Raw genomic sequence first — 26,877 nt, 5'->3', positions numbered from 1 at the left:
GGAGGAGACAAGCATGCACGGATTTATTCGACGGCGCGCTAGCGTCATGGCACCGCTGCCCCGGTTTTGCGCGGCATTGGGCGTGATGGGCGGTGTGGCGTGGGCGGTGACTTTCGGTACGGCATCGTGGGCCGCCGGCGCGCAGGCGGCTTACCCCGAACGATCCATCCGCCTGATCGTGCCTTTCGCGGCGGGCAGCGCGGCCGATACGCTGTCGCGCGTCGTCGCATCCGCCTTGTCCGACGAGCTGGGTCAACCGTTGGTGGTAGATAACAAGGGCGGCGCCGGGGGCACCATTGGCACGGTTGACATTGCCCGCGCCAAGCCGGATGGCTACACGTTAGGCATCGCCGCGCAAGGCACCTTCGTCAACAACCAGGTGCTCTATAAATCGCCCGGCTACGACTCCATCAAGGATTTCACTTTCATCAGCGAAATTGCCGACGTGCAGAACCTGCTGGTGGTTGACACAAAATCGCCGTACCAGGATGCCCCGTCGCTGCTGGCCGCCATCAAGGCCAAGCCCGCGGAAACCTTCCGCTATTCCTCAAGCGGTGTGGGCACCAGCCACCACATCGCCGGCGCCAGCGTGGCGCAAATGCTGAACAAGCCGCTGCTGCACGTGCCATACACCGGCGCGCCCCAAGGCTTGGGCGCCATCATCAGCGGCGACGTGGACATGGGCCTGTACAACCTGCCGGCCGCTATCGGGCTGGTGCGCGGCGGCAAGCTGCGGGCGCTGGCCGTCACCGGGCCCAAGCGCTCCACGCTGCTGCCTGACGTGCCTACGATGCAGGAAAGCGGCCTGACGAACTACTCGGTCACGCTGTGGTGGGGCCTGGTCGGTCCGGCTGGCTTGCCGGCCAACGTGTCAACGCGCCTGCATGCCGCGCTGGACAAGGTCATGAGCCAGCCCGCACTGCGTGACAAGCTGATCGGACAGGGCTTTACCTTGCCCGACACGCCGTTGCCCAAACCGGCCGCTTTCGAGGCCCTGGTGCGCCAGGATCTTGCCAAATGGGTTCCCGTTCTGAAGGAACTGGGAACGGCCGCTCAGTGAGTGGCGTGCAGTAACGCTCGCGCGGCAACGGCTCACGCAGCAACGGCCGCGCGGTAACTCCCGCCGTCACGCACTCTTCAAGGAAACCACTGTGCAATCTTCTTCCAAGGCGCGCCCGCTGGCGCGTCAGTTGGCGGACCTTGTCATGTCCACGCCCGCCGACGCGCTGCCCGCCCTGGCGCTTGAACACGCCAAGATGAGCCTGGCCAGCACCTTGGCCAGCGCCGCGATGGGCTATGACATTGCATCGGCCCGCATCATTCGCGACATCGAACTGGCCAATGGCGGCACGCCCGCCGCCAGCCTGTGGTTCGACGGCCGGCGCTTGCCGCTGGCAGCAGCCGCGCGCGCCAACGCCGTGGCCAGCGACGCAGCCGCATCGGACGACAGCGACATGCGCAACATTGCCCACATCGGCACCATCGTGTCCAGCGTGGCGCTGGCGGTGGGCCAACAGCAGGGCGCGAGCGGTCGCGATGTGCTGGCTGCCATGGTGCTGGGCTACGAAGTGGCCGGACGCATCGACGAATCCTTGACCCCGGGCCGCATGCAACGCGGCTTTCACGGATCATGGTCAACCGTGTTCGGCGCCTGCGTCGCCGCGGGCTTGTTGCTGCGCCTTGACGCCTTGCAGCTGGCGCACGCCATGGCGCTGTCGGCAACGTCAGCCAGCGGCATGGCCATTGCGGCCGACACCAGTTGCGCGCGGGAATATCACGCCGGCCAGGCCGCCGGCGCAGGCATACGCGCCGCGCTCGCGGCGCAGCGCGGGTTTGAGGGTGAGCTGGGAATCTTCGAAGCGCCGCGCGGGTTTCTTGATGCACTGGGCGGGCAGGCGCGCGAGGACATCGTGTGCGATTGGGGCGAATCGTGGGACATCGTCACCGACTTGGCCATCAAGCTGATGCCCGGCGCACACCCCTTTCACGCATGCGCCGAGGCTGCGGCCGAGGCCGCGCGCGCCGGCACCGTCCGGCCCGCCGACATCGATCGCATCGTTGTGTCGGCCGCCGTGCAATGGACCAACTTCAAAGGCGAGCCACACCCCCGCAATCTGGTCGATGCGGCGCACAGCCTGCCGTACTTCGTGGCCGCCGCCATCGCCGACGATGGCTTTGCCTGGGCCCACATGGACGAGACCAAAATGGCGGACCCCGTCATTTCGGCCTTGCAGGACAAAGTCGAATTCGATCCCGACCCGCCGCCGCTACCCGACCGCTTTCCCCACCGCCACGGCGGCACGGTATCGATCATCCTGCGCGACGGCGCCGTGCATCGCGCGACGTGCCGTGCCCCCCGAGGCTCCGGCGCGCGCGGCATCGACTGGCAAGACGTGCGCGACAAATTCCTGCACCTGTTCCCGCTGGGCGGGCTGCCGCCCAGCGCCACCGACGGCTGCTTGCAAGCCATCTTGGATCTGGACAAAGCGGGCGGCGTCGGCACGCTGGTGGAGCTGTTGCGCCGGCGCTGAGGCGCATATCGCATAGCGCATATCGCAGATCGATAACGCGGCGTGACACCGCATCGCCGCTGAACGAAGGAGACGACATGAAGCGACGTATCGCATCCCGCTTGCCGGGCGCGGCACTCTGGCTTGGTCTTGGCCTGGTGCTGGGCCCGGGCCCAAGCCTCGCCCAGACCGCCAAAGCCGAGGACGCCTTCCCATCCAAGCCCGTCACCATCATGGTTGGCGTTGCGCCCGGCGGCAGCGTGGACGCGCTGGCGCGGCTGGTTGCCACCGAACTGGGCAAGGCCACCAAGACCACTTTCGTGGTCGAAAACGTCACGGGCGCGGGAGGCCTGCTGGCATTTCAGCGTCTGGCGCGTTCGGCGCCGGATGGCTACACCCTGATGTTCAGCAATCAATCCATGGTGCTGATTCCCTTGCTATACCCCAAGGCGGGCCTGGACATCGTGCAGGACACGAAGGCCGTCGGCACTGTTGCCAACGTGCCTATGGTGCTTAGCGTCAGCAATCAAAGCGGCATCAAGGACCTGCCGTCGATGCTGGCGGGCATGCGCAGCGGCGAACTCAAGATGAACTTTGGCTCAGGCGGACCGGGCACCACCGCGCATTTGGCCGAAGCGATGTTCCTGCGCATGGCCGGCGTCCAAGCGCAACTGGTCCAGTATCGCGGGTCGGGCCCCGCCATCACCGACCTGATGGGCGGGACCATACAGTCGGTGCTGGACCAGACCGTCACGATGCTGCCCCTTCATAAAGCCGGGCAGATCAAGGCCATCGCGGTGGCATCGCCCCAGCGCCTGCCGCAGATGCCCGACGTGCCCACCTTCGCCGAGGGTGGGGTTGCGCAGTTCGATATGCAGATCTGGAATGGCCTGGTGGCGCCGCGTGGCACGCCCGACGCCGTGGTGGACAACTTGGCGCGGGTCCTGAGCCAAGCGGTTCAGTCGCCTGACTTCAAGGCGCGCATCGACAGCTTGGCGGCGCGCGTTCCGTCAGCACAAGAGCGCAGCCCCGCCGCCTTCGCGCGTGTCCTGCAACAAGACCAACAGCAGTTTTCCGAACTGGCCACACAAATTGGCCTGCAACCGCGCTGATGCGCCGCCGCCGGCATCGCGCCCAAGGAACAAAAATGAGCAAGACAATTTACGGATTCATCGGATTGGGCAATATGGGCAACCCGCTGGCCAGACGCTTGATCCAGGCCGGCCATACGCTGCACGTTGCTGATACCGATTCAGCCGTGCGCCAGCAACTGGAAGCGCTGGGCGCCGAGGGGCACGACACCCCGCGCGCCGTTGGGGATGCGGCCGATGTGGTGTTCTTGAGCCTGCCCGATGGCAAGGTGGTAGACGAGGTATTGGGCGGTGAGCGCGGGCTGGCCGCCGCGTCGCGCGCCAAATGCGTGGTGGATCTATCGACCGTCGGCCCAGTGGCGGCGCGGCGCGCCTACGACACGCTGGCAGCCCAGGGCATCGACTACGTGGATGCGCCGATCAGCGGCGGACCCACCGGCGCGGAACGCGGCATGCTGGCCATCATGGTGGCTTGCCCCCCGTCGCGCTACGACGCTTTGGGCGAGGTGCTGAGCCACTTCGGCAAGACCTTTTATCTGGGCGCCGAAGCCGGCCAGGCCCAAGTCATGAAGCTGGCCAACAACCTGCTGTCCGCCACCGCCGTGGCCATTACGTCGGAGGCGATGGCGCTGGGCGTCAAGGCCGGGCTGGACCCCAGCGTGATGCTGGACGTCATCAACGCCGGGTCCGGCCGCAATTCGGCCACCCTGGAAAAGTTTCCCCGTGCGGTGCTGACCGGCACCTTCAACGTGGGCTTCGCTGCGCGCCTTGCCCACAAGGATGTGCGCCTGTGCCTGGAAGAAGCCGAGCGTCATGGCGTGCCCATGGTCGTGGGCTCGTCAGTGCGCGAGATGCTGGTGATGACGACCGCTATCCATGGCCGGGACGCCGACTACGCCGACGTGGCGCGGATGGTTGAAGATTGGGCAGGCGTGAAAATCCGCGCCAGGGGTTAAGAGCGGGAAGGGCGGACAGGGCTGCATGACGCCGATGGCACTTGGCCTCCCGCCTTATCGCCCCTTCATCGAAACCGGCACGCCCCACACCGGGTCTTCCATGCCTTGCTTGCCCAGCGGCGTGATCTGCATGGGTTGCAAGGTGGACAGCAGTTGCCGGTGCGCGTCGCTGACGTTGGTGCGCTGCGCGATGAGCTTTTGCGCGAAGTCCATCGGTGCGGGGCGCGTGTAGACGGTGAAGTCTTCCAGCGGGCATTCGATCATCTTGGGGTCGACCGCGCGGCAGGCCGATGGCTTGTACTGGTAGCTGGGCGTCTTCATGGGCATGCGCTGGCTCAGCACGAACTGGCCGCCCTTGAGCGTAAAGCTGGCTAGCGCCAGCTTCGGCGGCACGCGCGATTGCACCTTGATCGCCGGGATGTCGCGCCAGGCCGTCTCTTCGTAATAGCCGGCGCGCGAGCCTTGCGTGGTTTCGGTGTACTGCTCTTCGCCCCAGGCGACGCAGGCGCCCGTGCCCCGATGCACCGCCGTGCAGACGGTGCGGGTCTTGAGCTGCGAGCCCGTGGTGCCCTCATGCCAGTTGGTCTCTTTATAGAACTCGCGGTAGAGCTCCGGCGACAGATACGCGGTGCCGTTGGCGCCGCGGCCCGAGCCTACCGGGCCGCTACGCGCGCCCACCTGGTCAAGCAAGGCGTTCAGCTTGTAGTCGTCGCCACCGGTCAGCAGGTATTTGCCGGGCGGCAGGATGTGCACTTCAAACGCCTTGAACAGATAGGTGGCCTTCTCGTCACGTTGCAGCGAGTTGTTCTGAAACTTGCGGCCGAAGGTGATCTTCGGCTGTTGCTCGTGCATCCAGACCGTGTTGCCGGTCCACTTCGTCATGGACATTGCATCCTTGAGCGTGGCGTGCGGCATCACGTCGGCCACCAGCACCACCGCCATGTCCGCCTTGAGCGCTTCGTCAATCAGGTCCAGCAACTGCGCGTAGCGCGGGTCGTCCATCGTGCCTTCGCCCTTTGAATCCGGCAGGGTGATGCACCCGGACAAGGCAAGCGGCAGGGCCACGGTCAAGGTCAGGCGCAGGGCGGAAAGGGCAATTCGCGGTCGCGGCAGCGTCATGGGGGGCGGTCCTTGGAGGGGCTGGGTCGGTTCAATGACCGCGCATCCTACTGGCTTGGATAAACGCTGCAAGCGTTGGGTGACCGCTGAAACATGGCGCGCGTCCGCGCACGCAAGGGGCGACGCGGTCGGCAAGCGTGGCCGGGGTGGCATCGTTGCCGTGCGGACCCACGGCGGACGCGGCTTGTGACCCGTCGGCGGCGGTGGCGGCGTCAAGCCACGTCGTAGAACCGCGTCGGGCGCGTTCGTAAATTATTGTTGCGACTGTTTCTTGCACGCCGGAAATCGGCGGCGCTTGGCATTGTCGGCGGTCTCGGCCCGTGCGAATCCCGCGGTCAAGGCAAGGGCGGCAAACAGGATAACGGCGTGATTGGCCGTGAAACGGTCCATCAGCAGCCCGAAGATCGCCGCGCCCGCCGTCTGGCCGATGGCCAGCGCCAGAAACGCAATCATCACGCCGGTGGCGGGGCGCCGGGGCAGGGCCGACACGCCCCATAGCAGATAGGCGCCGGTGATCGTGATGTAGGCCACGCCGAACAGCGCGCCGCCCAACAGCGCCAAGGGCACGGATGTGCCGTCGATGCCGACCAGCAGCACGCTAGCGGCCATGGCCGTCAGGAACACTCGGTGCACGCGGTCAATGCCGAACCGTGCGATCCAGTGCCCCGCGCCCGCGCCCACGATCCCGGCAGCGCCGATGGCGGTCCACAGCAGGCCCGCGCCGGTGCTGCTCCAGTTCAAGCGCAGGCCGACCAGCTGCCCTCCGAAAGACCAGATCGCGGTGCTGGCCGCGCCCGTCAGGAAGGCCGCCGCGATCAAGCGCCGCAGGACGCCACTTAACATCGGGATGCCGTTGCCGGTGGTGGTGGCGCCGGTGGTAGCAGTGCCGGTGGTGGTAACGCCGGTGGTGCTAGCGCCAGTGGCAGTAGCGGCAACAGCAGTAGCGCCGGCAATAGCGCCATCAGCAGTAGCGCCAGCGGTCGCGCCCTGCGTGCGCCGGGGCAGGATGAACGCCACGGCAAACGCCAACCCGAAAGCCACGGCGGCAAAGCCCGCGAAGGCCACGCGCCACTGCTCGCCCATTATCAGCGCGACGGGGCCGGACAAGGCCACGCCCGCGCCGGTGCCCGCGTTGATGAAGGCGTTGGTGGCGTTCTGGCGGCCAGGCGGAACGCCCGCCGCAACCGCCGCCGCCAGCGCGGGCGATACCAAACCCGTGCTGGATCCGGCCAGCATGACGGCGCCCGCCAGCCAAGGCGCCGTGGGCGCCGCCGCGATACCCGCCATGCCCGCCGCCGCAATCAGCGCCGCGCCGATGGCGACAAAGCGGGGGCCCAGGCGTTCGGTCAGCCAGGCCGACAGGATGACGGCCACGCAGTAAGTCAGAAATGCCGCGCCCGACATCAAGCCGCTCAGGGTTGAAGACAGGCTAAGTTCCGCGTCGATCCGAGGCAGGAAGAGCCCGAAGGCAAACCGCGCGAAACCGTAGCAGGCGGCGATCAGGGCAAAGCCCGTGATGCCCAGATAGCGGCTGGGGTTGATGGCCATGTCGTCGACGCCCGGATTTGACGCGGTTGTCACCGGACCCTACTGCACGGGGTCAAGCGCGATGATGCTGCCGCCCTCGGCCCGCAGGCGCGACAGGTAGGTACCGTGATCGACCACCTGAAAGGGAAAGAGCAGCCCCGGCGGCGTGGGCGGTTTGCCGTCCAGGCCGGCCAGCCGCTCAAGAATCATGCTGACGCCCAGCGCCGTCAGATGGGCCGCGCCGCGCGGGTGGAACACCGCATGACGGGTCCGTAGCGCACGGCCGTCATGGCCTTTGCCCGCGAGCTCAATGATGATCTCGGTCGATTTGGGTTCACCGCGCCGCCGCGATGAACTGACGCCGGTTGCGATATTGAACTGCACGTTGGGCGCCCCGGTTGCCGTGGCCAGACCCGCCACATCGATGGACGAGAAGCCGTGGGCTTGCATCACCGTGCCGTCGATGGCGCGAAACTCGGCCCGGGCGTCTTCTTTGCCACGCCAGACGTAGCGGCCATCACGCAGCGTCAAGGCGGCCGGCATCATGCGGTTCAGGCGCTCGAAATCCTCGGCCACGGCAGGGCCGCCGCCGTCCTGATCGTCGACAAGGGCGCCGATCTTGATGTCGTGCAACTGCGCAAAGGCGCGCGCGCAATCGAACGTGGCGATGGTGGTGGCGCCCACCAGCCATTCATAGCCCAGCACGATGGCACAGGTGCCGGGCGACTGCATGTACGCAGCAACTTCGGGCGCAATTTCATAGACACCGGAAGAAATTCCCAGGTGGGGCGCACCGCGACGCTGCGCAAAGCGCAGGCCGGCCAATCGATCATCGGCGTAAAACACGGCCACGGCCGCTACCGGCCGCTCGCCCAGCCCCAGGTCGTTGGCGCGCGGGTCAATCACCACGCCTTCGGCGTTGCCCAGCTTGGCCGCCGCGTCGGCACTTTTTGCCGCATCGCGCCCGCCGATCAACAACGGGACATCGGGGTAAACGGCCCGCAAAGCACGGGCGCTCAAGCGGCCGATGGAACCGGTGCCTCCCATCAGCAAGACAGCGTTTGTTGTCATATCAGCATTCCTCGGCACCTTGCCCCGGGCCGGAATGGCCCCGGCGCCAGGCAGGGCAACTTATGCCGTCCTGGCGCCGGTTCGGGGCGCCGCCGCGATCAGCTTGCGGTGGCGGGCGCGGGCGTATTCAGCAACTGCTGTTCCCACAGGTACGCGATACCGCTGCCGGCCGCGTGCTGGACCAGCACATTGGTCAGCGCTTCGGCGGTGCCCAGGCGCGCCCAGTCGCGCTGCCATTCGGCGGCCACCGCCAGCCACGTCATCAAGTTGACGCCGGCCGCCGCCATGCGCTGAAGCGCCACTTCGTGCGCTTCGACCGACACGCCGCCGGACGCGTCGGTCACCACCGTCACATCCCAGCCTTCGCCCGCCGCCTGGATCGCCGGCATCGCCACGCAGACCTCGGTCCACAAGCCGGCAATGATCAGCTGCTTGCGGCCCGTGGCCTTGGCCGCTTCGACGACCTTCTTGTCTTCCCACGTGTTGATGAGCGTGCGGTCGATGACCTCTTGCCCGGGGAACACATCGGTGATTTGCGAAAAAATGCGGCCGCCCCGGTCAGCAATCACGCTGGTCAGGATGGTGGGCACGTTGAACGCCTTGGCGGCCTTCGCCAACGCCGTCGAATTGTTGACCACCATGTGCGGGTCGTGGCTGTTCAGGTTGGTCAGCTGGTAGGGCTGATGGTCAATCAGAACCAATAACGAGTCTTCAGGACGGAGTAGCGAATCGAGGCCATTACGAAATTTCATTGGTGATCCCTGGCTTGCTGTGGTTGGAGGGGGTGCTCTGCAACATGCAGTGCCGGGTGGCGGACGCGGGTAGCGCCGTCCCCGGAATGGGCATTATGTTTTTGTGGCCCGGGATGCGGTAGTGACGTTGCGCGATGAGCTGTGTCGCGCGTTGCGGAACACCGGCGCGCGAGGCGTCTTCCATCGCGGCAGTTGGGGCTGTTGGTGCCGGATTGCGTAGTGCTATCCTGCGGCGAACTGCGTCGCAAAACGGGGGCAACGCCAAGTGGATATCGAAGAGCTACAGACTTTTATCGAGGTGGCCGACGCGGGCGGCGTGTCGCCGGCCGCGCTTCGGATGGGCGTGTCCAAGTCCATCGTCAGCCGTCGCCTGCTGCGCCTGGAAGAAGAGCTTGGCGTGCAGTTGCTGGCACGCTCGACACGCGGCGCGGCGCTGACGGAAGCGGGCGCCACCTTCCGTGACCATGCGGCCCGCGCCTGCGCCGAAATAGACCTGGCGCGCGAAACCATCGTGCCCGCCGGCGAGCTGCGCGGCCGCCTGCGCGTGGCCGTGCCCGTGTCGTTCGGCCTGACGCACTTTGCGCCGGTGGTCGCGGAAATGGCGCGGCGCCATCCCAAGCTGCACGTGCAGACCTGCTACAGCGACCGCTTTGTCGACCTTATCGCCGAAGGCTACGACTGCGCGATCCGCGTCGGTTACCTGCAAGACTCCAACCTGGTCGCCAGACGCGTCGGCCCCATCCTGGGCAAGCTGCTTGCCAGCCCCGACTACATCAAGACGCATGGCGCGCCGGAAACGCCTGCCGAACTCGCTGCCCATCAAGCGCTGATGCAGGGCACCGAGGCGTGGCAATTCATGGACGGCGACAAGATCATCACGGTGCGTCCGCAAGGGCGCTTCAAGGCCGACAACGGCGCGGCCCTGGTTACGGCGGCCGCGGCCGGCCTGGGCCTTGCGTACCTGCCCGATTGCCTGACGCATGACTACGTGGTGGCGGGCGCGCTGGTGCCCATCATGCCCCGCTACCCGCCGCCGCCCGCGGGCGCCTACGTGATCCGGCCGCCCGGTCAGCATCCCGCACGCAAGATCCGCGTTTTGACGGAATTGCTGATCGAACACTTTGGCAGCTCGCCACATTTTGCGGGCACGGTTTCGGCGTAAGCGGCATTCGGCCCGGTGGCCCGCTGGCCCACGGGCGCGTTCGCCCGTACGCCCGTTCGCCCAACGTTCAGTCCGCCGCGCGTGCCATTTGCAAATGCTGCGTAATTTCTTCCGCCGGCACTGCTTTCGAAAACAGAAAGCCTTGCAGTTCGTCGCAGCCGGCAGCGCGAAGAAAATCGCGTTGCGCCGCCGTCTCGACGCCCTCGGCGTTGACCGTCAGCCCCATCGAGCGGCCCAGCGTCACAACGGCATTGACGATGGCGGTGGAGTCCGCGCCTTCGCCGATATTGGCCACAAAGCTGCGATCGATCTTGATTTTGTCCACGGCGAATTTCTGCAAATAGCTCAGGCTGGAATAGCCGGTGCCAAAGTCGTCCAGCGCGATCCGGAAGCCCACCGCGCGCAACTGGCCGATGGCGTTTTGCACGCGCCCGTCGTCCTCGATGAACACGCCTTCGGTCACCTCCAGTTCGATCTGCGTCGGGCTGACGCCCGCCGAAGTCACCAGGTCGATAACGCGGGCAGCAAAGCCGGTGCTGCGAAACTGCACCGGGGAAAGGTTCACCGCGATGGACAGGCCCGGCCATTGCAACGCGGCGCGGCACGCTTCGCGCAGCACCCAATCGCCCAGCTCCACGATCAGCCCGGTCGACTCGGCAACCGCCACGAAAATCTGTGGGGGCACCGCGCCTTGGGTCGGGTGATGCCAACGGATCAGCGCCTCGACGCCCACCAGCTGATGCGTTCCGCTGTCGATCTGCGGCTGGAAATACACGCTTAGCTGCCCGCCGTCGGCCAGCGCGGCGCGCAGGTCCGCTTCCATCAACGCCTTGGCCTTCAGCGTCTCGTCCATTTCCGGTTCGAAGAAGCAATACTGATTTCTGCCTGATTCTTTGGCGCGGTACAGCGCGATATCGGCTTTGCGCATCAATTCACTGCGCGTCGTTGCATCGCGGGGCGCCATGGCAATGCCGATGCTGGCGCCGACAAAAGCGCGCCCGCCCAGCAGCTCGAACGGGGCGCGCACTTCGGCCAGGATGCGCCGGGTCAACGCGTTGGCGGACGCTTCGGAGGTGTTCTGCGCAAGCACCGCGAACTCGTCTCCTCCCAGGCGTGCAATCACATCGTCCGGCCCCAGGATGGCTTTGACGCGTCGCGCGAATTCCTGGATCAGCGCGTCGCCGGCGGCGTGCCCCCAGGTGTCGTTGACCTGCTTGAAGTGATCCAGGTCCAGCAGCAGCACCGCGCAGCTGGAATCGGGTTGTCTGCGCACCAGCGCCTGGTCGACAAAGGTGGCGAAGTAGGCGCGGTTGGCAAGGCCGGTCAGCACGTCATGAAAGGCCAGGTGCTGGGCATGCGCTTCGCTGGCTTTCAGCTCTACGTGCGCCGCGCGCAGCGCGCTCAGATGCGATTGCTGATCGCGCAATAAGCGGTACGTGCGCAGCGCCAGGAACGCCACAATAACCAGGGCGCCACCGATCATGGAGACGAAGGCGGGCAGCATCGCCCGCCATAATTCCGAGCCGGGAAGGTCGGGCCGCCACATCAGATATCCGATAGGCGCGCCGTCCGATGAGGTCAACGCCAGCTCGCGTTCCCCGTCATCGTCGTGGTGGACGCGTTCAGGATGGTAGTGCAGCCCTTCAACCAGATTGCCGCGCGAAAACGCATACAGAAAATCACCATCGATATACCGGACACTGACAAGCAGATTGTGCGGAGCGGCTCCCGGCGTGGCGGGCCGCATCTGAAAGTGGTCGATATGCATGGCGCTGACGACGGCGGGCCGATCCTGCACGATGGCAAGATCCGTGGCGTGCACGGCGGACGGGGTCGTGCGCAAAGTGGCCTCGGTAGCCGGCGCCTGGCCTGGCAAGCGTTCATGGTCGTTGTTGGGCCGGCTGATGCGCCCGCGCGCCAAGTCGACGAATCTTTTGATGGCGGCCTGGTACGACAGGTACATCGACGGCGAGGCCGCCTGGCCGTTCACGCTGGCGTAGACGGGGGCATCGTCCGGACCCAGGATGAAAATAACGTCCTGGTTGAACAGCCGGTGCAGCAAGGTGCCCACGTTCTCGTCCAGCCAGGCCTGGTCCGGCTTGGGCTTGGCAAGTTCATCCAGCAGCATGTCCCACAGCGCCACCCCCTCTTGTGCCTGCGACACGTCGTCCAGCACATTGCTGACGGCCTGGGCCAGCTCGCGGCGTTGCCGTTCGGCCGACATGTCGTCGCTTTTTTCCACTGAAAGATGCAGGGAAAACACCATGGCCGCCAGGAACAGCCCGAAGGCCGCCAGCAGCAGGACAAGAAGCCGCCCGGCAAATTGCGGAAGTCGCTCGACGCTTGTTTTCATGCCCGTGTCTCCGGGAAGGGCTGGCGCCTCGTCAACAAGAAATAGAAAAGGGCCGGCACTGACGCGCCGGCCCCGACTTCATTTACCCAGATGCTTGCGAACCGCGGCGGCTGATGCGCCCACCGCCTGCACCGCCTCGCGCAGTTGCGCTTCGGTGACCCCAAGCGCCTGCGTCCAGTAGCGCAGTTCGTGGGCTTCGTTCACATTGATGCGGGACCGGTCTTGGGGTCCTCGATCCTTCAGGTCGTCGGCCATGATGTCTCCTCTGTTGGAAGAAACACCTATCCAGCAAGCCGCGTTCCCGATGCGCAGCTTGCGGCCGGGGCTTGCCGGAGGTCAGCCCGGTCCGTCGCTGGCGGCGGCCAGCAGCGGCACCACGATGTCGCTGATTGGCGTGGCAATGCCATGCGCGCGGGCGCGGCGCGCGATGACGCCGTTGCGGATATCCCATTCCAGCGGCCGGCCCGCCTGGCGGTCCGCCAGAATGGACGTGCCCATGTCGGCCGGAGCGGCCTGGAACTTTGCAAGAATCTCTTCTGGGGTCTCGTCGCCCAGCTGCGCGCCTTCCGCGCGGGCCACGGCGAGGCATTCCTGTAGATAAGCGATGGCAAGCGTGGCGATGTCGGGCCGCGCGAACATGCCGGCGCGGCGGTGGGTTAGTGCCATCAGGCCCGCCACCGCGTTCTGCAACAGCTTGCGCCAGGCCAGCGTCTGGAAGTTGGCGGTGACGTCCACCGCGCACAGCGTGCCGCGCAGCGCCTCGGCCACCACGTGCGCCGCCTGCGTGTCCGGCAAGCTAAGGCGCGCCTCGCCACGCAAGCGCACCGAGCCGTCCGGCTGCCCCTGCGCGGGAAACCACACCACGGCGGGAATGATGCGAGCGCCAGGAGAGTCCGAGGTGTTTGGGGACTTTGGGGCGTGCCGGGCGACCTGCTCCATTTGCTCGACCCCGTTCTGCAAGACGCACACGACGGTGTCCGGGCCGCACAACGCCGCCAGCCAACCTGCCGCAGCCTCGGTCTGGGTTGCCTTGACGGCAAGAAAAACGATATCGACGGTGCCATCGAGCTGGCCGGGATCGTTGCGCACCGGTCCCGGAACCGTGATGCGGCGCTCGCCGTCCTCAAGAATCAGTTCACTGCGCGGCGTGCGCCCGCACAGCAAGGGCGTACGGCCGGCCTGGTGCAAGGCCGCCGCCACCGTGGTGCCGATGGCGCCGGGTCCGACGATGGCGACGGTTGCTGCATCTGTTGCGGTACTCATGGAATGGGGTTCCTTGAAAAGCACGGTGGAGGGCGGGGGCGCGCACGGATAGCGGCCAGACCGTGCGGCGTGGCACACCGGGCTGGCAAACGCTTCACAAGGCGACCAGCACCTTGCCCACGACAGATGCCGATTCAAGCGCGACGTGAGCGTCGGCTATTTTATCCAGTTCGACTTTCATCCCGATATGCGGGGCATAGTCGCCGCTGGCCAGGCAGGCGTTTATGTCCCGGATCGCCTGGATTTTCGCCGCCATGGGCACCGTATAGATAAACACGAACCGCAGCACGCAGCCGTGCATCATCGCGCTTAACAATGGCAACGCAAGCGCATCGTCGGCATGCGACATCGCGTAGGAACTGATGACACCTCCTGGCGCCAGGCATGCCATGTCGATGTCCAGATTCGCCTTCACGTTGACGTCGACGATGCGGTCCACGCCCGCGTTGCCCGTGCGCGCCTTGATTGCCGTGGCCACGTCATCATTCAGGCGGTCCAACACCAGATCCGCGCCCGCCGCGCGAGCGACGGTGGCCTGTGCTTCATTCATGACGGTGGCCGCGACCCAAGCGCCCGCCCACTTCGCCAGCAGGATGGCGGCGGTGCCGACCACGCCGGCGCCGCCTTGCACGAGCACGTTCTTGCCACGGATGTCGCCATCGGCGAAGAGACAGCGATGGGCCGTCAAGGCCGGGATGCCCAGTGACGCCCCGACCTCGAAAGATGCGTTATCCGGCAGTGGCACCGCCTGCGCCGACGGCACCACGACATAGTCGGCCGCCGTTCCTGCCGGCCTGCCGTACTGCGCCTCAAAGATCCATACCCGCTGACCCACCCGACCGGCCTCGTTCGGATCGCCCACGGCATCGATGACGCCCGCGCCGTCCTGGTGCGGGATGATTCGCGGGTACGGCATCGCAGAGGAGAATCCCGTTCGGGCTTTGAGATCGGTAGGGTTCAGCCCCGACACATGCACCCGCACCCGGACTTCACCTGGGCCGGGTCGGGGATCGGGAAGTTCAGCGACGCAAAGCACTTCATGCGCGGGGCCCTGGCGTTCGTAAAAAGCAGCTTTCATGGATTTTTTCTCGGACATGGAAGACATGCTTCCGTGAGCCGGCATTATCGAAATCCAGTGGCTTTTCTACAAGTAGGCACATTGTTTATACGTAAGGATAAAAAATATACTATCGAGGCTTTATCCGACTCAGGGCAGCATCATGGCGCGTGGCAAGCTAGATCAATACCGATGCGCGGTGGAAATCACCGTACACATCGCGGGGGGGAAATGGAAGCCGTTGATCATTCACTATCTGCTGAGCGGAACCAAGCGTTTCGGGGAGCTGAAAAAGCTGATCGGCGGCGTTACGCAGCGCTCGTTGACGTTGCAGTTGCGCGAACTTGAGGCAAGCGGCATCGTCAGCCGGGAAGTCTTTGCCGAAGTGCCTCCACGCGTGGAATACACGCTGACGGCGCTAGGAACGACACTGGCTCCGACGCTGGAAGCGATGAAGGCGTGGGGCGAGCTCTATCTGGCAAACAAGGCGCGCAAACGGAAAACGGCCGTCTCCTGAAGTCGGTTGACTTCGGGAGACGGCTGTCCACGCGCGCCCCGGTATTGAGCGCACGGAATAAGATTCGCCTTTTGTGCGAACGCCTCGTCATGCTATTGGACCGTGACGTGCGCTCGATCGATGACGGTTTTCCATTTGTCGAGCTCGGCGTCGACGAAGCCCGTGACCTGTGGCGGCGAGAGCTTGCCCGGCGTGGCGTTGTTGTCGTTGAGCCATTTGATGCTGGCTTCGGTGTTGGCGCTGTCGATGGCGATCCGGTTCAGTTTTTGCACGATGGCTGTCGGCATGCCGGCGGGGCCGAAGAGGCCTATCCAGGCCTGCGATTCGTAGCTTGGATAGCCGGATTCGGCGACGGTGGGCACATCGGGCAAGCTGGGCAGGCGGTCTTTCGAGGTGACCGCCAGGGCTTTGACGTCGCCCGAGCGGATGAAGGCGGCGGCCGATGTTGCGTCCAGGAATGCCGCCGGGATCTGCGCGCCGATCAGGTCGGTGACGGCAGGCGCGGCGCCCTTGTAGGGGATATGGCGCAGATTGGCGCCGGCGACCATCTTGTAGAGTTCGCCGGACATGTGCGCCGAGCCGCCCACGCTGCTGGAGCCAAAAGCCAGGCCGCCAGCTTGTTGATTGGCGTAGGCCGTGAATTCCTTGGCGTTGGTGATGGAAGATTTGGCGGGAACCAGCAGAACATTAGGCGCGTAAGCCAGAATGGCCACGTTGGAGAAGCTCTTCTTCGGGTCGTAGGGCAGCTTGGGTTGCAGGCCGGGATAGATCACGTGTTGCGTGGCCGTGACCAGCAGGTTGTAGCCGTCCGGTTTCTCGCGCGCGACGAGCGCCGTGCCGATCTGGCCGCTGGCGCCGGGCTTGTTCTGAACCACGACGGTCGTCTTCAACGCATTGCCCAGGTCCTGAGCGTAGCGGCGCGCAACCAGATCCGTGAAACCGCCAGGCGAAAACGGGACGACGATGGTGATGGGGTTGCCGTCGGGCCAATCGGCCGCAGCGGCGACCCCAGGCGCGAGCAGGGCGCTGCTGCCGCAGAGGATGATGGCGGCCACATTGCGGCCCAAAGGAATGCGATGCAGTTGCTTGTCAGACACGCTTGTCTCCGGTTTGTTGTATTTATCAAGACTTCTGTATATGCCTGCTCCGCTGCCCACGCAGGGCATGTATCGACAGTGCCTGCGTCTCTCCGAAACAGCGTTGACGTGCTCTCTTTTATTGCGTGTGCACGGATTCAGGCAGGGTCATCGTGAAAGCCTCGCCCCTCCTGGGCGAGCTTGACGATGAGATTGGCCGGCTTCCAGTATTGGGAGCCGTGCACGGCTTCATACTTGCGCAGGCCCGCCAGAATGGCGGGCAGGCCGATCTGGTCCGCATAGCACAGCGGGCCTCCCCGATAGGCGGGAAAGCCGTAGCCTTTGAGCCAGACGACGTCAATGTCGGAGGCGCGTTCGACGATATTCTCTTCCAGGATATAGGCGGCTTCGTTGATCATCGAGTACAGGCAGCGCTCCAGAATTTCCTCGTCTGAGATCTGCCGCGCTTGTCTGACTGAGGCGGCGCGGTGTGCGGCGACCAGTGCTTCGGCAGCCGGTGATGGGGTGGCCTTGCGGTCGCTGTCATAGTCGTAGAAGCCACCCTGGGTCTTCTGGCCCAGCCGGCCGGCGGCGACCATGCGGTCCAGCATGTCGCACTCGCGCTCGCGCGGCGTCAGGCGTTGCAGGCGGCTCTGGCGATTGCGCCAGCCCACGTCCAACCCTGCCAGATCCGCCATGGCGAACGGCCCCATCGGAAGGCCGAAGTCGCGCAGCACACCGTCGATCTGAAAGAACGAGGCGCCTTCCTGGAGCAGGAAATAGCTTTCGCGCGTACGCTTGGCCAACATGCGGTTGCCGACGAATCCGTCGCAGGACCGCACCAGCACCGCGACCTTGCCCAGGCGGTGGCCCACTTCCATGACGGTGGCGCACACGTCGTCCGAGGTGACGGAGCCGCGCACGTTTTCCAGCAACTGCATGACGTTGGCCGGGCTGAAAAAGTGCATCCCTACCACGTCCTGGGGCCGCTGAGTGGCGCTCGCGATAGCGTCGATGTCCAGGAAAGAAGTGTTTGAGGCCAGGATGGCGCCGGGTTTGCAGACCCGATCAAGCGTCTTGAATATCTCGTGTTTAAGCCCGATTTCCTCGAACACCGCTTCAATGACTAGATCCACGTCGGCCAGATCCTCGAAGCGCGTGCTGCCCTGTATGCAGGCGAGACGCTGTGCGACCTCATCTGCGCTGAGCCGGCCGCGCCGCGCGGAGTTGGCGTAGTTTTCTTTGATGCGCGCCATGCCCTGGCTGAGGCGCTCGGCGTCTTTCTCCAGCAGCACCACGGGTATGCCGGCGTTGGCGAAGCACATCGCAATGCCGCCGCCCATCGTGCCGGCGCCTATCACCGCCGCCCGGTTGACGGACCTGGCCTTGGCCGCAAACGGGGGCTTGTGTAATTGGCGTTCGGCCACGAAGGGGTGGTGGTTGACGACTGGCGTGCTGGTGGTGGTGCTCATGATTGTGTCCGCGGTTTCAACGATTACAAGGTGGCGCGCGATCCGAGAATCGCCGTGACCTGGCTGGCCAACTGGCCGCCATTGCCGTGGGCCAGGGCCAGATCGACGCCGTCAACCTGCCTGGCGCCTGCGGAGCCGCGAATCTGGTGCACCGCTTCGATGGCCGCAAAAATGCCATACATACCCGGGTGATTGCAGGACAGGCCGCCGCCGTTGGTGTTGACCGGCAGTGCGCCACCGGGCGCGGTCACGCCTGACGCCACGAACGCGCCGCCTTCGCCCTTGGCGCAGTAGCCCAGGTCCTCAAGAAACAGAATCGGGTTGATGGTGAATGCGTCATAGAGTTGCAGGACGTCGATGTCTCGCGGTGCGACGCGCGCCATCTTGAAGGCGCGTTGGCCGGATTGCACGGCACCGGTGACCGTGAGGTCTTCCATGCTTGAAATTTGGCGATGCGTGGTTGCCGCGCCGACACCCAGGACATAGGCCGGCGTGTTGGCAAATTCCGGCACGCGCCCCGCGGCGACCAGAATCATCGCTCCGCCGCCGTCCGTCACCAGGCAGCAGTCCCGCAGCGTGAGCGGGTCGGATATAGGCCGGGAATCCAGAACATCGGCGATGCTCAGGGGGCCGCGCTCGTGGGCGGCAGGATTGAGCTGCGCCCATTGGCGCGCGGCGACCGCGACGCTGGCCAGCTGCTCGCGCGTGGTTCCGTACTGGTGCATGTGGCGTGCGGTCGCCAAGGCGTAGCCACTGATGGGGTTGCGCGGCGAATACATCGCCTCCCAGGGGGCGGGCTCGGTCAGGGTGGTCAGCTTGCCGCCCGCCGACAGTTGGTTCGACCCATAGCAAATGCAGGCCACTTTGCACAGCCCGGCTTTCAGGGCAAGCGTGGCCGACAACAGGTGGGCCAGAAATGAGGAGCCGCCGATGTTGGTGCCGTCCATATAGGTCGGATGGATGCCGAGATACTCCGCCACGGACAGGGCGGGCATGAAATGCGTCAGCGTGGACGTGAACAAGCCGTCGATCTGGTCCACACCGATGCCCGCATCGGCCGCCGCCGCCTGAACGGCGATGCCGAGCTGATCCAACGCCGAGAACCCGGGGCTGTTCCAGCCAGGCGTGGTGCCGACCCCGACAATTGCCGAGGCCCCTCTTGTACTAGTAGCCATCAAGTCATTCCAATTAACAGGCGTCGCGCGGTGAGTCCGCGCGCACAGACACCACACGCGGTCAGTCCGCGCGCACGAACACCACGCGCGGCACGCCAGAGGACTGGCGGCGCACTTCTGCATGGACTCGCATGCCGATCGTCACCGCAAGCGGATCGATGTCGACAACGGTACTCATCAGGCGCGGCCCTTCTTCAAGGTCCACCAGGACGACGCAATAGTTCCCACCCCGGTCGGGGCGTTGGCGCACCACGGTGGTCGAATAGATGGTGCCGCCGCCACTGGCCGCTTCCCAGCGCAGGCGTCCGCCGCCATAAGGGGAGATGGCCCTAGGATAGAAAACGGCGCGGCCGGTGGTTTCGCAGCGCTGAATCATGAACTGCCCTTGTTCGAGCATGCGCTGGAAGTACTGCTCCGGGCCGACTGCCTCGTCGCCCGCTGTGTGTGTGCTGTTAGAGGAATTCTGCACATTCGCCTCCCAAGATTCTTGGCCCCGGCCGGCCGGCAGGCGGACGGGGCATACACCCGTTGGGTGCATGGCTTGTCTGCTGGCGATGCCACGACGCTGGAATGATCTTAGGGGGGCGATCCGTCTCGGGACAATTAACTAATTTTGACGAGGGTCATAGCGATTGAGCATAGCTGGCCCGTGGCCCGGTGCGTGCCGGGTGCCGCGCAGAGGGGGCACGCGGAGGGAGTACGCGGACGTTGCAGGCAGAGGGATGTATTCAATCAGCCAGCCAGCGTACGCCGACGTACTCGAACTGTTTGATGTAGGGCTCGAGCAGGCGGATCAGCTCGGCGTGCAGCACATTGACGATGCGGGGGTTGCGATTCAGCACGGCGGTGCCGATGATCACGGTGCGTTGCAGCGTCGGGCTGATGATGGGCGCGCCTTCGATGCGCTTTTCGGCCAGCATCGTCATGATGGGGATGACGGGCAGGATGGTGTAGCCGACGCCGCGTAACACCAGATCGAGAATGACCGCGGTGCTGTCCGACTCGGCAACCAGATTCAGGTTGACGCCAAGGATGGTGCAGGCGCGATCTATCACGTTGCGCAAGCTGCGCGCTTCCGGCACCACCATGGGCATTCTGGAGACGGCCTCGAGCGTCATCGGGGTGTCTTCGGATAATCCGGATCCCGGCAGGCCGAAGACGTAGATGGGTTCGGAATAAGCGGGCGAGGTCTGCAGAAGTTCGGATTGCAGATAGTCGCCCATCAGGCAGATATCAAGCTTGCCGCCCTCCAGCCCCTCTTGCAGGAAATCCGAAAAGCCGGTGGCGATGCGCACGCGCAGATTGGGATACTGCTGCTGCAACGCGATGACGAGCGGGCCGGCAAGCGGGGCCGCCAGGCCGGGCAGCATGCCGATGGACACCGTGCCAAGCAAATCCGATTTTGCAGCGCCGATGTCGGCCCGGGCTTCATTGAGCCCCTTAAGGGAAACCCGCACCTGATCGACAAACCGGCGGCCTGGCACCGTCAGCACCATTCCAAGCCGGTTGCGCTCGAAAAGCGCAGTGCCCAGTTCGTCTTCCAGTTGCTTGAGCTGCCGGGACAGGGCGGGCTGCACAACGTGCAGCAGTTCCGCCGCCTTGGTGAGGCTGCCGGTTTCCGCGATCGCCAAAACCGTTCTTAATTGCCTGAGTTCCATTTCCGCCTGCTTTTATCGAGACACATGCCGAACGGCTATAGGGGTCAGAGAAAAATGTGAATTGTGCGGCTGTGGCACGACTCCTACCATCCTCACCAAGTTAACGACAACCGCCAGATCAAGCCGGGCTGCGATTGCGCGTATCCGCTTGCATGTTAATGCCTATCGGCGCCTGCCCGCGGGCGCGCCTCGTCTGGCAGGAACATGCAAGGGCTAGGGGCAGCAGCCGAAGAACTTGAGCATAAGAGTTAGAGCAGAGACATAGGATCGCTATGAAAAGAGTGTTGGTTGCCAATCGTGGCGAAATCGCCGTGCGAGTCATTCGCGCGGTGCGCGACCTTGGGTTGGAAAGCGTCGCGGTGTATTCCCAGGACGATTCAAACTCCAGGCATCGAATTGTTGCGGATACCTCGGTTGCGCTGACCGGCTCCGGTCCGGCGGCTTATATCGATATCGACGCCATCATTGCCGTAGCCACGGCCGAGCATTGCGATGCTATTCATCCGGGGTATGGCTTCTTGAGTGAAAGGGCGGATTTTGCCCTGGCTTGCGATGCGGCGGGAATCACGTTCGTCGGCCCGAATGCCGATCACCTTGCCCTGTTCGGAGACAAAGGCCGCGCGTTGCAACTGGCCCGCGAATGCGGCGTGCCCGTCATGCCCGCCACGCCGGGCGGTGCAAGCCTTGCGGACGTCGAACGGTTCTTCGACGAGCAGGGCGGGGTCGGGATCGTCATCAAGGCGGTCGGCGGAGGCGGCGGGCGCGGGATGCGCGTCGTCAAGTCCAAAGCCGATATCGCCGAACTCTATGCCCGCTGCCGGTCGGAAGCCATGTCGGCCTTTGGCGTGGACGCACTGTACGCGGAACGTCTGGTCAATCGCGCGCGTCATATCGAAGTGCAGATTGCCGGCGATGGGGCGTCGGTGGTCGCGCTTGGCGATCGGGATTGCACGCTACAGCGCCGCTTTCAGAAAGTGGTCGAGATCGCGCCCAGCCCGGTGCTAAGCGCCCCGCTGCGCGCCGCCATTCTTGCCGCGGCAAAGAAAATGGCGGCCAAGGTGGAGTACCGCAGCCTGGGTACCTTTGAATTCCTGGTCGAAGAGAACGAGCACGGGGTGCAGACGGACTTTGTGTTCATCGAAGCCAATCCCCGGTTGCAGGTCGAACATACGATTACCGAGCAGGTCACTGGTGTGGATCTGGTGGCCTTGCAGATCGGGGTCGCGCAGGGTAAACGCCTGGCCGAACTGGGCGTGGATCCGACCAACCCGCCGGGGCTGAACGGTTACGCCATCCAGGTGCGCATCAATGCAGAATCGACCGATGCCACGGGCATGGCACGCCCGGCACACGGCAGGCTGGAGCGTTTTGATCCGCCCGCCGGCCCCGAAGTGCGCGTCGACACCCATGCCTACAGCGGGTACTCACCCGCCCCGGCGTTCGACACGCTGCTGGCCAAGCTGATCGTGTTCAGCGGCAGCGACGATTTCTCGGGCGTGGTGCGGCGCTTGCGCCGCTGCCTGGCCGAGTTCCGCATTGCCGGTGTCGCGACGAATATCCATCTTTTGCAGGCGCTTGTGGCCCGCGAGGACTTCCTGTCGCAGCGCAACCATACGCGCTACATCGAGGCCATCCTAGGGGAACTGCTTGCAGCGGCCGAGCAGTACGCAAAGGAGCAGCAGGCCAAGGACAGCCTGATCGGGGATTCGGGCGGGCGCAGCGCGGCGGCGGCCAACTTGCCGCAGGCAGCGCAGGCCGCGCTGCCCGAAGGGCTGTCGGCATCGCGCACGCCGCTAAGCGGCCGCCTGGTCGAGGTGTCCGTGAGCGCTGGCGCGGTCGTGCTCAAGGGCCAACCCATCGCCGTGATCGAAGCGATGAAAATGGAATACACCGTCGTCGCCGACTTCAATGGCAGGGTCGTCCAGGTGCCGGCCGCCAGTGGCGGCAACGTGCTTGAAGGCCAGATCCTGGTCTTGCTGGAACAGGAATCGAGTGGTGACGACACCGATGTCGTGACAGACGCGATCGATCTGGACGCGGTGCGCCCTGACCTGCAAGCCGTGCTCGACCGCCATGCGTCGCTTTACGATGACGCGCGCCCGCAGGCCGTGGCCAAGCGCCGTTCGCGGGGGCAGCGCACCGCACGGGAGAACGTGGACGACCTGTGCGATGAAGGCTCGTTCGTGGAGTTTGGCGCGCTGGTCATTGCCGCGCAGGCCAGCCGCCGCAGCAAGGAAGACCTGATCGCCAACACGCCCGCGGACGGCATAGTCACCGGCATTGGCAACGTCAACGGCGACGCATTCGGCTACGACGGGTCGCTGACCGGGGTGATGGCCTATGACGCGACGGTGCTGGCGGGCACGCAGGGCAAACGCAACCACATCAAGACCGACAGGTTGGTGGAACGTGCGCGCCGCGACGAAATGCCGATGGTGTTGTTTGCCGAAGGCGGAGGCGGGCGGCCGGGCGATGTGGATTTTCCGTTCGTGTCCGGGCTGTATCAGCCGTCGTTCGCCGCGCTGGCGGAACTCAGTGGCGAAGTGCCTTTGCTAGGCATTGTTTCGGGACGCTGTTTCGCGGGCAACGCCGCCTTTCTAGGGGTCTGCGATGTCATCATCGCGGACAAGAGCGCCAACATCGGCATGGCCGGCCCGGCGATGATCGAAGGCGGAGGACTGGGCATCTTCCGGCCGGAGGACGTTGGCCCCGCGCCGGTGCAGTTCGCCAATGGCGTCATCGACATCCTGGTCGACAACGAGGCGCAGGCCGTCGCGGCGGCCAAGCACTATCTGTCCATGTTCCAGGGCCGCACCAAGGATTGGGTGGCGCCCGACCCGCGCCACCTTCGTCATGTGGTGCCCGAGAATCGCCTGCGCGTCTACGACAGCCGCAAGGCCATCGAAGGCATTGCCGACGTAGGCAGCGTATTGATGCTGCGCTCGGGGTTCGGCCTGGGAATGCACACCGCGCTGGCACGTGTGGAAGGGCAGCCTGTCGGGATCATCGCCAACAATCCGCATCACCTGGGAGGCGCCATCGACGCCGATGCGGCGGATAAGGCGGCACGCTTCATGAACCTTTGCGATATCCACGGCCTGCCCATTATTTCGTTGATCGATACGCCGGGATTCATGGTCGGGCCGGAGCAAGAGGCCAAGGCGCAAGTGCGGCATGTGTCGCGCATGTTCGTGGTCGCGGCCAAGCTGCGCGTCGCCATCCTGGCAATTGCCTTGCGCAAGGGCTACGGTCTGGGCGCCATGGCCATGGCTGGCGGGGGCTTTCGCTCGGCCAGTTGCGCGGTGTCGTGGCCAACGGGCGAATTCGGCCCCATGGGCCTGGAAGGCTCCATCCGGCTGGGCTTCAAGAAAGAGCTTGAGAACGTCCCCGAGGGGCCACAGCGCCAGGCGCTTTACGACGAGTTGGTGGCTCGCGCCTACGAGCGCGGGCACGCCGTCAATGTCGCGTCCACGACGGAGATCGACGCAGTCATCGACCCCGCGCAGACCCGCACGTGGATACGCCAAGGCATCGCGTCGGCCTCTTTGCGCGCCGGCCGGGCCCGCCGCGCCTTTGTTGATACCTGGTGATCAAGGTGAAGTCCGTTGGAACAGGTTGCGACGATGCATACATCTGAAAGCCGGCTCGCCTTCGCCGGGTTGCGCGTGCTGGAAATCGGCTGCGGTGCGGCAGTGGCTTATGCCGGGAAGCTCTTTGCGGATTTTGGCGCCGAGGTCATCAAGCTGGAGGACGCCGACGGCGACACGCTGCGCCGCCTGCCGCCCCTGTTGAACGAGGCCAATGACGAGCCCGCAAGCGCCTTGCATGCCTGGCTAAATACCAACAAGCGCAGCGTGGCACGACAAGGAAAGACAGGCGCGGATGCCGCGTGGCTGTCACGGATCGCGCGGACATGCGATGTGATTCTTGACGCCCGCGCCCTGGACGAAGGCTTGGAGGTCCTGACGCGCCCCGCCTACGCCGGCGATGGGAATGACGGCCAGGGCAATGTGCCGATCGAAGTCTGTCTGACCTGGTTCGGTGAGTCCGGACCCTACCGTGGTTTCGCGGGGACCGAGGCCGTGTGCCGCGCCCTGGCCGGCGCGGTGTATTGCAGCGGTGCACAGCAGGGGCCTCCCCATCTGCCGCACGACATTCAGACCGCCATTGCCGCCGGTGTCGCCGCATTCTCCAGCGCGACCGCCGCGTTGCTGGGACGATCCGACGGCAGCCGGCGTTATCTGTTGAGCATCCATGAGATTGCGTTTTCGCTGGTCGAGATGGAAGCCGGCATGGTGCAGGACGGCCGGCATCCCTTGGCCAGGCTGGGGGTCAACCGTTTCTGCACGACGCATCCTGCCGGCATCTACGAGACCAAGAAGGGCTGGATTGGGCTGTTCGCCCATACCGGCCCGCAGTGGGCTGCGCTGTGCGCGGCCATCGGCCACCCGGACCGGGCAGCGGATCCGCGGTTTGCAAGCGGGCCGATCCGTATGGTCCATGCCGACGAAATCGATGCGTTCCTGATTCCCAGTCTGCGCGCCACGACAGCCCAGGAATGGTTCGACGTGCTGCGCAAGGAAAAATTTCCCGCTGTCATCGTGCCGACCATGGCAGAACTGCTTGAACAAAGCGTGCATCGCGAACGCGGCGCTTTTGTTCCCGTCACGGTGGGGGCAGCCGAATTCGAGGGGCCGGTCGTTCCGCTGCCCATGGGCGATGCGGGTCCGTTGCCGGGCGGTAAGGCAGCGCGTCTGGACGCTGACGGCCCCCGCTACCGCGACGTGCAGAGCCTGACGCCGGCCGCCGACTTGACCCCGGCTGCGCCGGGCGCGCTGCCCTTACGAAACTTCCGCGTGGTCGATCTGACGATGGGGTGGGCCGGGCCATTGGCGGCAAGGACGCTGGCGGACTTTGGCGCGGAAGTCATCAAGGTTGAAAGCACGCGCTATCCGGACTGGTGGCGGGGCACGCATTACACCGATGAGTTCTATCAAGAAAAGCTGTACGAAAAGAACTCGAATTTTGCGCTGATGAACCGCAACAAGCTGGGCATCACGCTTGATCTGACCCGCGCGCAAGGGCGTGCGGTCCTGCTCGATCTGGTGGCCAAGGCCGATATCGTCATCGAGAACTACTCGACCGAGGTGCTGCCCAAACTTGGGCTGGACTACGCCGTGCTGTCCCAGGTCAATCCGCGCTTGGTCATGGTGTCCATGCCGGCATTCGGGTCGGGCAATGAATGGAGCACGATCAGGGCCTATGGCGGCACGCTGGAGCAGGCCAGCGGCCTGCCCCATCACACCGGTTTCGCGCAGGACCCACCGGCGCTGACCTCCTACGCCTATGGTGATCCCGTGGGTGGCTTTAACGGGGGGGCGGCAGCGTTGTTGGCGCTGTTCGTGCAGCAACGCTCGGGCAAGGGCCGCCACGTCAACCTGTCTCAGGTGGAATGCATGCTGCCCATGACAGCGCCGTTCGTCATTGAACAGTCGGTGCATGGCACTACCACGCCCCGCATCGGCAATGCACATCCTCTTCATGCCCCGCAGGGTATTTACTCGTGCGCGGGCGATGACGCCTGGGTGGTGGTGAGCATCACGAGCGATGCGCAATGGCAGGCATTGCTGGCGGTCATGCAGGCAACTGATCTTGCCCGGGACCCTGCTCTGGAGAAGGCGGCCGGCCGACGCACCCGACACGAAGAGATAGACCGCAGGATCAACGCATGGACCCGCGCGCGCTCCGCGCAAAGCGCAATGGCGGAACTGCAACAGGCGGGCATCAGCGCAGGAGAAGTCAAACCGGTCTGGACGCTGCTCGATGACCCGCATCTGAAGGCCCGTGAGTTTTTCAAGGCGACTTCCCGGCCTTATATCGGCGAGTTTCTGGCGACCACGCCCTGGTTCAGGGAGCCGGACGCTACGGTCGCGGCGGTGCGTCCGGCGCCTACGCTCGGGCAGCACAATGGCGATGTGTTTTCGCGCGTGCTGGGCATGAGCGTGGATCAGCAACAGTCGCTGGAGCGCGACGGAATCATCGGAAGCACCGCAACCAGAAAGGCGGCCTGACAAGCCCCGCAGGCACGACGCAATGCACAAGACCTAACCTCGTGGAG

General features: G+C 65.0%; 21 protein-coding genes. 8 read left to right on the top strand and 13 right to left on the bottom strand.

Features of this window, described 5'->3' with window-relative positions; all coding sequences use genetic code 11:
* Positions 1–13 precede the first annotated feature (13 nt).
* The 4 genes from AC0Z35_RS27580 (at position 14) to AC0Z35_RS27565 (ending at position 4,557) form a co-directional block, all read left to right on the top strand.
* Entirely contained in the window at positions 14–1,060 is a 1,047-nt protein-coding gene (locus AC0Z35_RS27580; protein WP_120156516.1) for a Bug family tripartite tricarboxylate transporter substrate binding protein, read from the top strand.
* A gap of 91 nt (positions 1,061–1,151) precedes the next feature.
* Positions 1,152–2,531, top strand: coding sequence for an MmgE/PrpD family protein (locus tag AC0Z35_RS27575; RefSeq protein ID WP_485133086.1), 1,380 nt, complete (start codon positions 1,152–1,154; stop codon positions 2,529–2,531).
* A gap of 77 nt (positions 2,532–2,608) precedes the next feature.
* The gene (locus tag AC0Z35_RS27570; RefSeq protein ID WP_082134473.1) at positions 2,609–3,622 is read left to right on the top strand and encodes a Bug family tripartite tricarboxylate transporter substrate binding protein; all 1,014 of its coding nucleotides are present in this window, start codon (positions 2,609–2,611) and stop codon (positions 3,620–3,622) included.
* A gap of 35 nt (positions 3,623–3,657) precedes the next feature.
* Entirely contained in the window at positions 3,658–4,557 is a 900-nt protein-coding gene (locus AC0Z35_RS27565; protein ID WP_485133087.1) for an NAD(P)-dependent oxidoreductase, read from the top strand.
* A gap of 54 nt (positions 4,558–4,611) precedes the next feature.
* Here AC0Z35_RS27565 and AC0Z35_RS27560 read toward each other — a convergent pair whose 3' ends face one another.
* The 4 genes from AC0Z35_RS27560 to AC0Z35_RS27545 form a co-directional block, all read right to left on the bottom strand.
* Positions 4,612–5,676, bottom strand: coding sequence for a hypothetical protein (locus AC0Z35_RS27560; protein WP_485133088.1), 1,065 nt, complete (start codon positions 5,674–5,676; stop codon positions 4,612–4,614).
* Between the two features lie 252 nt (positions 5,677–5,928).
* A complete protein-coding gene (locus AC0Z35_RS27555) occupies positions 5,929–7,257 on the bottom strand; it encodes an MFS transporter (RefSeq protein WP_485133089.1) in 1,329 nt (442 codons plus the stop codon).
* 6 nt (positions 7,258–7,263) lie between these two features.
* Positions 7,264–8,274: an NAD(P)-dependent oxidoreductase gene (locus AC0Z35_RS27550; RefSeq protein WP_485133090.1), complete on the bottom strand. Its 1,011-nt coding sequence runs from the start codon at positions 8,272–8,274 to the stop codon at positions 7,264–7,266.
* Positions 8,275–8,372: 98 nt separating this feature from the next.
* Positions 8,373–9,026 carry a hydrolase gene (locus AC0Z35_RS27545; RefSeq protein ID WP_104144119.1) on the bottom strand — a complete coding sequence of 218 codons (654 nt, stop codon included), beginning with the start codon at positions 9,024–9,026 and terminating at the stop codon, positions 8,373–8,375.
* Between the two features lie 265 nt (positions 9,027–9,291).
* Here AC0Z35_RS27545 and AC0Z35_RS27540 point away from each other — a divergent pair, with 265 nt between their 5' ends.
* Positions 9,292–10,188, top strand: a complete 897-nt coding sequence (locus tag AC0Z35_RS27540) for a LysR family transcriptional regulator (RefSeq protein ID WP_046804819.1) — start codon at positions 9,292–9,294, stop codon at positions 10,186–10,188.
* A 67-nt stretch (positions 10,189–10,255) separates the two neighbouring features.
* Here AC0Z35_RS27540 and AC0Z35_RS27535 read toward each other — a convergent pair whose 3' ends face one another.
* The 4 genes from AC0Z35_RS27535 to AC0Z35_RS27520 form a co-directional block, all read right to left on the bottom strand.
* A complete protein-coding gene (locus AC0Z35_RS27535; protein ID WP_485133091.1) occupies positions 10,256–12,541 on the bottom strand; it encodes a putative bifunctional diguanylate cyclase/phosphodiesterase in 2,286 nt (761 codons plus the stop codon).
* A gap of 78 nt (positions 12,542–12,619) precedes the next feature.
* Positions 12,620–12,796 carry a DUF3606 domain-containing protein gene (locus AC0Z35_RS27530; RefSeq protein WP_082134474.1) on the bottom strand — a complete coding sequence of 59 codons (177 nt, stop codon included), beginning with the start codon at positions 12,794–12,796 and terminating at the stop codon, positions 12,620–12,622.
* 81 nt (positions 12,797–12,877) lie between these two features.
* Positions 12,878–13,804 carry an oxidoreductase gene (locus tag AC0Z35_RS27525; RefSeq protein WP_485133092.1) on the bottom strand — a complete coding sequence of 309 codons (927 nt, stop codon included), beginning with the start codon at positions 13,802–13,804 and terminating at the stop codon, positions 12,878–12,880.
* A 94-nt stretch (positions 13,805–13,898) separates the two neighbouring features.
* On the bottom strand, positions 13,899–14,900 hold the full coding sequence (locus AC0Z35_RS27520) for an NADPH:quinone reductase (protein ID WP_255593348.1): 1,002 nt from the start codon (positions 14,898–14,900) through the stop codon (positions 13,899–13,901).
* A 124-nt stretch (positions 14,901–15,024) separates the two neighbouring features.
* Between AC0Z35_RS27520 and AC0Z35_RS27515 the strand changes: the two genes are divergently transcribed.
* Positions 15,025–15,378, top strand: coding sequence for a winged helix-turn-helix transcriptional regulator (locus AC0Z35_RS27515; protein WP_314361767.1), 354 nt, complete (start codon positions 15,025–15,027; stop codon positions 15,376–15,378).
* A gap of 92 nt (positions 15,379–15,470) precedes the next feature.
* Here the strand turns inward: AC0Z35_RS27515 and AC0Z35_RS27510 are convergent, their stop codons facing one another.
* From AC0Z35_RS27510 to AC0Z35_RS27490, 5 genes are all read right to left on the bottom strand, one after another.
* The gene (locus tag AC0Z35_RS27510; RefSeq protein ID WP_485133093.1) at positions 15,471–16,475 is read right to left on the bottom strand and encodes a Bug family tripartite tricarboxylate transporter substrate binding protein; all 1,005 of its coding nucleotides are present in this window, start codon (positions 16,473–16,475) and stop codon (positions 15,471–15,473) included.
* Between the two features lie 137 nt (positions 16,476–16,612).
* Positions 16,613–17,926 (bottom strand): 3-hydroxyacyl-CoA dehydrogenase, encoded by a 1,314-nt coding sequence (locus tag AC0Z35_RS27505; RefSeq protein ID WP_485133094.1) that lies wholly within the window; start codon positions 17,924–17,926, stop codon positions 16,613–16,615.
* A gap of 23 nt (positions 17,927–17,949) precedes the next feature.
* Positions 17,950–19,101, bottom strand: coding sequence for an acetyl-CoA acetyltransferase (locus tag AC0Z35_RS27500; protein ID WP_485133095.1), 1,152 nt, complete (start codon positions 19,099–19,101; stop codon positions 17,950–17,952).
* Positions 19,102–19,162: 61 nt separating this feature from the next.
* The gene (locus AC0Z35_RS27495; protein ID WP_485133096.1) at positions 19,163–19,570 is read right to left on the bottom strand and encodes a Zn-ribbon domain-containing OB-fold protein; all 408 of its coding nucleotides are present in this window, start codon (positions 19,568–19,570) and stop codon (positions 19,163–19,165) included.
* Positions 19,571–19,829: 259 nt separating this feature from the next.
* Entirely contained in the window at positions 19,830–20,759 is a 930-nt protein-coding gene (locus AC0Z35_RS27490) for a LysR family transcriptional regulator (protein ID WP_082134477.1), read from the bottom strand.
* Positions 20,760–21,031: 272 nt separating this feature from the next.
* On the opposite strand from AC0Z35_RS27490, the gene AC0Z35_RS27485 reads away from it, so the two are divergent.
* Together AC0Z35_RS27485 and AC0Z35_RS27480 are read left to right on the top strand one after the other, a co-directional pair.
* Entirely contained in the window at positions 21,032–24,349 is a 3,318-nt protein-coding gene (locus AC0Z35_RS27485) for an acetyl-CoA carboxylase family protein (protein WP_485133097.1), read from the top strand.
* A 33-nt stretch (positions 24,350–24,382) separates the two neighbouring features.
* Positions 24,383–26,830, top strand: a complete 2,448-nt coding sequence (locus tag AC0Z35_RS27480; RefSeq protein ID WP_485133098.1) for a CaiB/BaiF CoA-transferase family protein — start codon at positions 24,383–24,385, stop codon at positions 26,828–26,830.
* Positions 26,831–26,877: the final 47 nt, after the last annotated feature.

The organism is Achromobacter sp. 1L-A-4-B-C2 (assembly GCF_057291955.1).
This window is presented reverse-complemented; position numbering and strand designations above follow the sequence as displayed.

What these genes read in the sequence shown, in the direction of transcription:
- AC0Z35_RS27530 (WP_082134474.1), bottom strand. Translation starts at nt 12,796, where the DNA reads ATGGCCGACGACCTGAAGGATCGAGGACCCCAAGACCGGTCCCGCATC.
- AC0Z35_RS27560 (WP_485133088.1), bottom strand. Translation starts at nt 5,676, where the DNA reads ATGACGCTGCCGCGACCGCGAATTGCCCTTTCCGCCCTGCGCCTGACC.
- AC0Z35_RS27520 (WP_255593348.1), bottom strand. Translation starts at nt 14,900, where the DNA reads ATGTCCGAGAAAAAATCCATGAAAGCTGCTTTTTACGAACGCCAGGGC.
- AC0Z35_RS27535 (WP_485133091.1), bottom strand. Translation starts at nt 12,541, where the DNA reads ATGAAAACAAGCGTCGAGCGACTTCCGCAATTTGCCGGGCGGCTTCTT.
- AC0Z35_RS27480 (WP_485133098.1), top strand. Translation starts at nt 24,383, where the DNA reads ATGCATACATCTGAAAGCCGGCTCGCCTTCGCCGGGTTGCGCGTGCTG.
- AC0Z35_RS27505 (WP_485133094.1), bottom strand. Translation starts at nt 17,926, where the DNA reads ATGAGCACCACCACCAGCACGCCAGTCGTCAACCACCACCCCTTCGTG.
- AC0Z35_RS27525 (WP_485133092.1), bottom strand. Translation starts at nt 13,804, where the DNA reads ATGAGTACCGCAACAGATGCAGCAACCGTCGCCATCGTCGGACCCGGC.
- AC0Z35_RS27570 (WP_082134473.1), top strand. Translation starts at nt 2,609, where the DNA reads ATGAAGCGACGTATCGCATCCCGCTTGCCGGGCGCGGCACTCTGGCTT.
- AC0Z35_RS27515 (WP_314361767.1), top strand. Translation starts at nt 15,025, where the DNA reads ATGGCGCGTGGCAAGCTAGATCAATACCGATGCGCGGTGGAAATCACC.
- AC0Z35_RS27565 (WP_485133087.1), top strand. Translation starts at nt 3,658, where the DNA reads ATGAGCAAGACAATTTACGGATTCATCGGATTGGGCAATATGGGCAAC.
- AC0Z35_RS27490 (WP_082134477.1), bottom strand. Translation starts at nt 20,759, where the DNA reads ATGGAACTCAGGCAATTAAGAACGGTTTTGGCGATCGCGGAAACCGGC.
- AC0Z35_RS27485 (WP_485133097.1), top strand. Translation starts at nt 21,032, where the DNA reads ATGAAAAGAGTGTTGGTTGCCAATCGTGGCGAAATCGCCGTGCGAGTC.
- AC0Z35_RS27580 (WP_120156516.1), top strand. Translation starts at nt 14, where the DNA reads ATGCACGGATTTATTCGACGGCGCGCTAGCGTCATGGCACCGCTGCCC.
- AC0Z35_RS27550 (WP_485133090.1), bottom strand. Translation starts at nt 8,274, where the DNA reads ATGACAACAAACGCTGTCTTGCTGATGGGAGGCACCGGTTCCATCGGC.
- AC0Z35_RS27500 (WP_485133095.1), bottom strand. Translation starts at nt 19,101, where the DNA reads ATGGCTACTAGTACAAGAGGGGCCTCGGCAATTGTCGGGGTCGGCACC.
- AC0Z35_RS27545 (WP_104144119.1), bottom strand. Translation starts at nt 9,026, where the DNA reads ATGAAATTTCGTAATGGCCTCGATTCGCTACTCCGTCCTGAAGACTCG.